Origin of the sequence: Luteibacter sp. (assembly GCF_036500425.1) — a bacterium.
Lineage (GTDB): Bacteria > Pseudomonadota > Gammaproteobacteria > Xanthomonadales > Rhodanobacteraceae > Luteibacter.
Genome location: NZ_DASYCB010000055.1, coordinates 1 through 6,365, shown reverse-complemented (window position 1 = coordinate 6,365; position 6,365 = coordinate 1). Strand labels below are relative to the sequence as shown.

Annotated in this window: 4 protein-coding genes and 1 riboswitch; of the genes, 1 reads left to right on the top strand and 3 read right to left on the bottom strand. The window is 66.0% G+C overall.

Annotated elements, in window-relative coordinates; translation table 11 throughout:
• Positions 1–61: 61 nt before the first annotated feature.
• The 3 genes from VGN46_RS13900 to metE all read right to left on the bottom strand — a co-directional run bounded on the left by VGN46_RS13900 (position 62) and on the right by metE (position 4,544).
• A complete protein-coding gene (locus VGN46_RS13900; RefSeq protein ID WP_331644312.1) occupies positions 62–583 on the bottom strand; it encodes a DUF4142 domain-containing protein in 522 nt (173 codons plus the stop codon).
• Between the two features lie 249 nt (positions 584–832).
• The gene (gene metK, locus VGN46_RS13895) at positions 833–2,053 is read right to left on the bottom strand and encodes a methionine adenosyltransferase (RefSeq protein WP_331644311.1); all 1,221 of its coding nucleotides are present in this window, start codon (positions 2,051–2,053) and stop codon (positions 833–835) included.
• A gap of 202 nt (positions 2,054–2,255) precedes the next feature.
• Positions 2,256–4,544: a 5-methyltetrahydropteroyltriglutamate--homocysteine S-methyltransferase gene (metE, locus tag VGN46_RS13890; RefSeq protein ID WP_331644310.1), complete on the bottom strand. Its 2,289-nt coding sequence runs from the start codon at positions 4,542–4,544 to the stop codon at positions 2,256–2,258.
• 197 nt (positions 4,545–4,741) lie between these two features.
• Positions 4,742–4,961: riboswitch (cobalamin riboswitch) on the bottom strand.
• A gap of 84 nt (positions 4,962–5,045) precedes the next feature.
• On the opposite strand from metE, the gene VGN46_RS13885 reads away from it, so the two are divergent.
• A complete protein-coding gene (locus tag VGN46_RS13885; protein ID WP_331644309.1) occupies positions 5,046–6,311 on the top strand; it encodes a glycosyltransferase in 1,266 nt (421 codons plus the stop codon).
• The last annotated feature ends 54 nt before the right edge of the window (positions 6,312–6,365 follow it).

Below are 6,365 nucleotides of genomic sequence, written 5' to 3'. Positions count from 1 at the left end.
CGATGGGGTCTTGCCGCGGGCACCCATCGCGCGCAAGCGCGCTCCTACAGTTCGTTAGGTGTTATGGCAGGGTCTTGGCCATCTTCTGGTGTTCTTTCAGCGTCGGCAGGGTTTCCTTCGCGAACGCTTTCATCGCCGGGTTCGAGCCCTTCTCAGCTTCAACCTCGAACATCGCCACGGCCTTCTCATGGTCGGCGACCATCACCTTCGCGTATTGGCGGTCGAACTCTTTCCCGTTGAGCAGCTTCAGTGCGTTGATGTCTTTCTGTGCATCCGGCGGCGGCGCGGTGGTCGTGCTGTAGCCCTTATCGCCATTGCGCAGGCCTTCCAGCTTTTCGTTCGCCTTGGTGTGGTCATCCACCATCTTCTGCGCGAACTGCTTCACCTTGGTCGATGAGCCTTGCTTAAGCGCGAGCTGGCTCAGTTCGACCTCGGCGACATTTGCGCCGGTGGCGTTCTGGTAGAAGCCAGCGTCGGTGGGCGTACCGCCCTGGCTGTCCTTCTCCTGGGCGGCAAACGCGGTGAAGGGCAGGGCGGCGGCGAGGCTGGCCGCAAGGAACAGGTGGGGCAGGCGAGAAGCCATGGGTTATCTCCGGTTGAAACCGCCCCCGGTGTCTCACCCGGCCGATGAAACCCCTGTGACCCCCGCGCCTACGCGGGCACGACACCGCCCTTGTAGGAGCGCGCTTGCGCGCGATGGGTCTAGCCGCGAGCACCGATCGCGCGCAAGCGCGCTCCTACAAGGGGCCCTGCATCAGCGCGAAAGAGGTCCTGGCGAATGGGCGAAAAAAAGGCCCCGGGGGGGCCTTTTTTCAACACCGGGTGTCGCGGATTACTTGCGGGCAGCCTTGCCGCCGAGGCCTGCCGCGTCGCGGAGGAGCTCGGCGCGGTCGGTCTGTTCCCACGAGAACGCGGTGAACGCGCTGCCGTCGGCGGCGGTCATCTGGACCGGCTTGCGGCCGAAGTGGCCGTAGGACGCGGTTGCCTGGTACATCGGGTGGACCAGGTCGAGCATCTTGATGATGCCGAACGGGCGCAGGTCGAAGTGCTTGCGCACCAGCTTCTCGATCTTGTCGTCCGAGATCTTGCCGGTGCCGAAGGTCGTCACCGAGATCGAGGTCGGCTCGGCCACGCCGATCGCGTAGCTGACCTGGATTTCGCAACGATCAGCGAGGCCGGCGGCGACGATGTTCTTGGCGACGTAACGCGCGGCATAAGCAGCCGAACGGTCGACCTTCGACGGATCCTTGCCCGAGAACGCGCCGCCACCGTGACGGGCCCAGCCGCCGTAGGTGTCGACGATGATCTTGCGGCCGGTCAGGCCGCAATCGCCCACGGGGCCGCCGATCACGAACTTGCCGGTCGGGTTGATGTGGAACTTGGTGTCCTTATGCAGGAGCTTCGCCGGCAGCACGGGCTTCAGGATCAGCTCGCGCACGCCTTCGATCAGGTCCTTCTGCTTCACGCCCGGATCGTGCTGGGTCGAGAGCACAACGGCGTCGATGGCGATGGCCTCACCGGCCTCGTTGTAGCGCAGGGTGACCTGGCTCTTCGCATCCGGGCGCAGCCACGGCAGCGGCGAGTTCTTCTTCTTGCGCACCTTGGCCTGCTGTTCCACCAGGCGGTGGCTCAGATGGATGGCGGCCGGCATGAATTCGCTGGTTTCGTTGGTCGCGTAGCCAAACATCAGGCCCTGGTCGCCCGCGCCCTGTTCTTCGGGCTTCTTGCGATCCACGCCCTGGTTGATATCCGGGGACTGCTTGCCGATCAGGTTGAGGACGCCGCAGGTGGCGCCGTCGAAACCGACGTCGGAGGAGTTGTAGCCGATATCCAGGATGACCTTGCGGGTCAGCGCTTCCAGGTCGATCCAGGCGCTGGTCGTGATTTCGCCCGCGACGATGGCGACGCCGGTCTTCACCAGCGTTTCGCAGGCCACGCGCGCGCGCGGATCCTGCGCCAGGATGGCGTCGAGGACGGCGTCGGAGATCTGGTCGGCGATTTTGTCCGGATGGCCTTCGGAGACCGACTCGGAGGTGAAGAGGTAGCTGCTCATCGTAGGGATATATCCTTCTTTACGGATAAAGAGATAAATGGGGCGCGCCATGATACACGGCCCCGTGCCGGTTTGCAGCGGCCAGCGTACCCCCGGGGGGTGACGATTGCATGGACATTCAGCCGGCCCTGTAGGAGCGCGCTTGCGCGCGATGGGCTTGCGGGGGCCCTATCGCGCGCAAGCGTGCTCCTACAGGGGTGGGTCAGGCATGGGTCAGGCGTTGGCGGGCGGCCCGGGCTACTGAGACCATGCCCGCAAGAGCCTCGCCTACCTCCTTCCAGCCCCGGGTTTTCAAGCCACAGTCCGGGTTGATCCAGAGCTGTTCGGGCGCCAGGACCTGCAGGGCCCGGGCGACGAGATCGGCCATTTCGGCCTCCGCGGGGACCCGGGGGGAGTGAATGTCATACACACCCGGACCGATCCCGTTGGGGTACTGGAAGCGGGTGAAGGCTTCCAGAAGCTCCATTCGTGAGCGGCTGGTCTCGATCGAGATCACGTCGGCATCCATGGCTGCGACGGCCTCGATAATGTCGTTGAACTCCGAGTAGCACATGTGGGTGTGCACCTGGGTCGCGTCGCTGGTGCCGCCGGCGGTGATCCGGAACGCGTCCACGGCCCAGTCGAGGTAGGCCTGCCAGTCGGCGCAGCGCAGTGGCAACCCCTCGCGCAATGCGGGCTCGTCGACCTGGACCATGCCAATGCCGGCGCGTTCGAGGTCGTGTACTTCATCGCGCAGGGCCAGCGCGATCTGCCGGCAGACGTCCGCGCGCGGCAGGTCATCGCGGACGAACGACCACTGCAGCATCGTGACCGGGCCGGTGAGCATGCCCTTCATCGGGCGCGAGGTCAGCGATTGGGCGAAAGCGGACCAGGCGACCGTCATCGCGACAGGGCGGGCGACATCGCCGAAGATGATCGGCGGCTTCACGCAACGCGAGCCATAGCTCTGTACCCAGCCATTCTTCGTGAACGCGTAACCATCGAGCTGTTCGCCGAAGTACTCGACCATGTCGTTACGCTCGGGCTCACCGTGCACCAGCACGTCCAGACCGGCCTCTTCCTGGAATTGCACCGCGCGGCGCACTTCCTCGCGCAGCAGGTCGTTGTAAGCCGCGGCATCGAGCTTGCCCGAGCGGAAGGCAGCGCGCGCAGTGCGCAGCTCATTCGTCTGCGGGAACGAACCGATCGTTGTGGTCGGCAACGGGGGGAGCCCAAAGCGTTCGCCCTGCACAGCGGCGCGGTGGGCGTAGCCCGAACGGCGCTGGCTGAACTGCGGCGTGAGGCCGCGTACGCGGGCACGCACATCGGCGCGTACCACCGCGGGTGAGGCAAGACGGTCAGCAACGACATCACGCTGATGTGCCAGCGCCAATGCGGCCTTCGAGCTACCGCTGATCGTGTCCGCGTAATGGCGCAGCTCGCCGATTTTTTGCCGTGCGAACGAAAGCCACGTGCCGACATCGCCGGGAAGCTGTTTTTCGTCCGACGCATCGATCGGTGAGTGCAGTAACGAGCACGATGTGGCGAGCCACAGGCGGTCATCGGTGATATGCCTGCGCAATACATCCAGCCGCGGCAGGATCGTGGCAGGGTTGCTCAACCAGACGTTGCGGCCGTCGACGATGCCGGCCGACAGCACGCGCCCTTCCGGCAGCGCGTCCAGCACGGCCCCGAGCTGTGCAGGCGCGCGAGCCAGGTCGATATGCAGGCCGGCGACCGGAAGTGACGCCGCAAGGGGCAGGTTGGCATCGAGCCCGCCGAAGTACGTGGCGAGCAGGACCTTGACCTTCGAGCGGGCCGCGAGCGCAGCGTACACGCGGCGGAACGCGTCCTGAGTCTCGGCATCGAGATCGAGCACCAGCGCTGGCTCATCGACCTGGATCCACTCCGCACCTTCGGCGGCTAGTGCATCGACGACGCCGTACCAGGCAGGAAGGAGAACATCGAGCAGATCGAGTGCACGGCTACCGTCCGTGGTCTTCGCCAGCAACAGGAACGTCACCGGGCCGAGCAGCACGGGGCGGGCCGTATGCCCGGCGGCTACGGCTTCACGGTATTCCGCGACGGCCTTGTCGGCGCGCGCCCTGAACGGCTGGCCAGCGTGAAGCTCGGGGACGATGTAGTGGTAGTTCGTGTCGAACCATTTGGTCATTTCCAGCGCGTGCAGGTCGAAGGCGCCGTCCTGGTGACCCCGTGCCATGGCGAAGTACGCCGCGAGCGGATCCTGGTCGTGTAGTGCGCGGTAGCGCGGCGGTATGGCATCCACCGCGACGGCCGCGTCGAGCACGTGGTCGTAAAGCGAGAAGTCGTTGACGGGCACGCTATCGGCGCCCGCGTCGCGGGCCAGTTGCCAGTGGCGCTGGCGGAGGGTGGCGGCGGTTTCGAGCAGTTCGGCCGCCGGTGCTTCTCCCTTCCAGTGTGACTCGAGGGCGCGCTTGAGTTCGCGGCGTCGGCCGATGCGGGGGAAACCCAGGTAAGTAACGTGTGGCATGCAAACAATCCTCTTTGAATGAAAGAGGAGGGAAGGGCGGCGCACGCGAACGGCCACGATGCCGCCGCGGTAGGTCGCGCCGGCAAGGCTGGCGTCATGCGGGCTGACCGTCGACCTTCGCCCCCGCGGGCGAACCGCCACGCCGCCTGGGGAGGCTGCGCGTCAGGTCGGGCAGCGCCCCCGCATCCATGACGATGCGCGGGCACTGGCTGGCGGCAGGTCTTCGGACTCGTGGATGTGGCGCCTCTTAAGGCGCCGCCTTCAGCCGTTGCTTCCCGGGCCGGGTGGCCCAGTGCTCGTGACGGACGTTGTCTCCACATACCGCTGCGGGGCAGCGCCGGATTCTCACCGGCTTCCCTCTTAGCTTCATCTCTTTATGCGGATATAGAGATAAAGACCACTGGCGACGCAGAAATTAGCCTTCCGGACGGCCAAAGTCAAATGCGCGACCATGGGGGAGGCAAGGCTGTGGAGTGAGTGGTGGAGCGGGAACGGCACATCGTGTTCGTCACGGTGGGATCGCAGGGCGACCTGTTCCCGCTGTTGGCCGTGGGCCGCGAGCTGGTAGCGCGTGGGCACCGGGTGACCGTGGGTGCCCATGCCATCCACCGTGATGCCGTGCTGGACGCCGGGCTGGATTTCGTCATGGCCAGCGGCATCCCCGAGCCGGAGGACAAGGCGGCGTTCGCGGCGCGTGCGTTCCACCCCTGGCGCGGGCCGCGCTTCGTGGTGCGCGACCTTGCCGCGGCGGATGTCGCCGCGAGCTACCACACGCTGAAGAGCTTCTGCGCCGAAGCAGATGCGGTCGTGACTACGACCCTCGCCTTCGCCGGTCAGATCCTGGGTGAGACGTTGCCGGTGGCTTGGTTGTCGGCGGTGTTCTCTCCATCGGTCTTTCTCTCGCCGTTTGATCCGCCTGCGACGGGATGGGCGTGGCTCGATACGTGGTTGCGCGTATCGCCGGCCCGAGCCCGCTGGCTCGTGCGCGCCGTAGAGGCAGTAACGCGCCCGTGGACCGCGGGGGTGCGCGACTTTCGCCGCCAGCTCGACTTGCCCGCCGTGAGCGCAGGCGGTGATCCTTTCCACCGCGGGCAACACGGCCGCGACGGCGTGCTGGCGATGTATTCGCCGTTGTTGGGGGCGCTACCGGCTGATGTAACGGGTGGCGCCGTGCTGACCGGTCAGTGCCGCTACCTGCCCTCGGCCGATGTGCTGGATCCCGCGTTGTCCCACTGGCTGGGCATGGGGAAGGCACCCATCGTCTTCACCCTGGGTTCCGCGGCTGTGCATGCCGGCGAAACGTTTCTTCGGGAAAGCATGACTGCTGCGCGCCAACTGGGGCGGCGCGCCGTACTGCTTACCGGATCGCCCGTCTTGCGCGAACGCCTTGGCCCGCTGGGCGAAGACATCCTCGCGATCGATTACGCATCGCACGGTGCGCTGTTCGCACGCGCCTGCGCGATCGTGCATCACGGTGGCATCGGCACCACGCAAGAAGCGTTGCGAGCAGGCCGTCCCGCGTTGGTGGTGCCTCACGGTTTTGATCAGCCTGACAATGCCGCGCGTGTGAAGCGGCTTCGTGTGGGGGATATCCTCCCCGCAACGCGTTACCGTGCCGACCGCGCAGCCGCCAAGCTCGAGGCCATGCTCAAGGACGTCGCGCTAATATCCCGCGCGGAAGCGATCGGCCACACCCTCCGCGAAGAAGAAGGCGCACGCATCGCCGCCGACGTCATCGAACAAGCCATCGAAACCCGCACGTTGTAGGAGCGCGCTCGCCGCCGCGCCGAATGATGTTGTAGGAGCGCGCTTGCGCGCGAT

Bases quoted from the DNA above. Each gene is read 5' to 3' on its own strand.
- VGN46_RS13900 (WP_331644312.1), bottom strand. From the start codon at position 583: ATGGCTTCTCGCCTGCCCCACCTGTTCCTTGCGGCCAGCCTCGCCGCC.
- metK (WP_331644311.1), bottom strand. From the start codon at position 2,053: ATGAGCAGCTACCTCTTCACCTCCGAGTCGGTCTCCGAAGGCCATCCG.
- metE (WP_331644310.1), bottom strand. From the start codon at position 4,544: ATGCCACACGTTACTTACCTGGGTTTCCCCCGCATCGGCCGACGCCGC.